Origin of the sequence: Burkholderia sp. Ac-20379 (assembly GCF_017104645.1) — a bacterium.
In the GTDB taxonomy this organism is placed as follows: domain Bacteria; phylum Pseudomonadota; class Gammaproteobacteria; order Burkholderiales; family Burkholderiaceae; genus Burkholderia.
This window is the reverse complement of record NZ_JAAGPF010000818.1, coordinates 1-601: the sequence shown is the minus strand read 5'-3', so window position 1 is coordinate 601 and position 601 is coordinate 1. Positions and strand designations below refer to the sequence as shown.

The window sequence follows — 601 nt, the reverse complement described above, 5'->3', positions numbered from 1 at the left end:
GCTGGCCGAGCGCGCGTTTCGCGAAGGCGCGGCCGATTCGCTCGACGTGCTCGACGCCGAGCGCGGCCTGATCGCCGACGAGGCCGCGCTGGCCGCCGCCTCGCAGCGCGTCGCGCTCGATCAGGTGACCGTGTTCAAGGCGCTCGGCGGCGGCTGGCAGCCGTGATGGCCAGGCCGTCTTCCTTCTTCCATCGATCCGATTCCACACAGATTTTCACGCCGACGAGCATGACGACATGAGCACGACCACCGAGCAGAACCCCGGCATCGCGCCGACCACCGAACCCGTCGCGCCGCGTGCGCGCTTCGCGGGCGCCCGCCGCACCTGGCTGATCGCGGGCGGCGCGCTGGCCTTGCTCGCGCTGCTGGCCTGGGGCTGGCACTGGTGGCGCGTCGCGCGCTTCGTCGAAAGCACCGACGACGCCTACGTGCGCGCCGACGTCGTCACGGTCAGCCCGCGCGTGTCGGGTTACGTCACGCGCGTCGCCGTGGACGACGATCAGCGCGTGGCGCGCGGCGACGTGCTGGCCGAACTCGACGATCGCGATTTCCGCGCGAAGCTCGACGCGGCGCAGGCGGCGGTGGCGTCGGCCGAGGCGGG

The 601-nt window shown here is 72.9% G+C and carries 1 protein-coding gene; it reads left to right on the top strand.

Annotated features, from left to right (window positions below):
• Positions 1 to 236: 236 nt before the first annotated feature.
• Positions 237 to 601 (top strand): biotin/lipoyl-binding protein (locus G3N92_RS34790; RefSeq protein WP_206131970.1); only part of this gene is annotated, 365 nt, incomplete at its 3' end.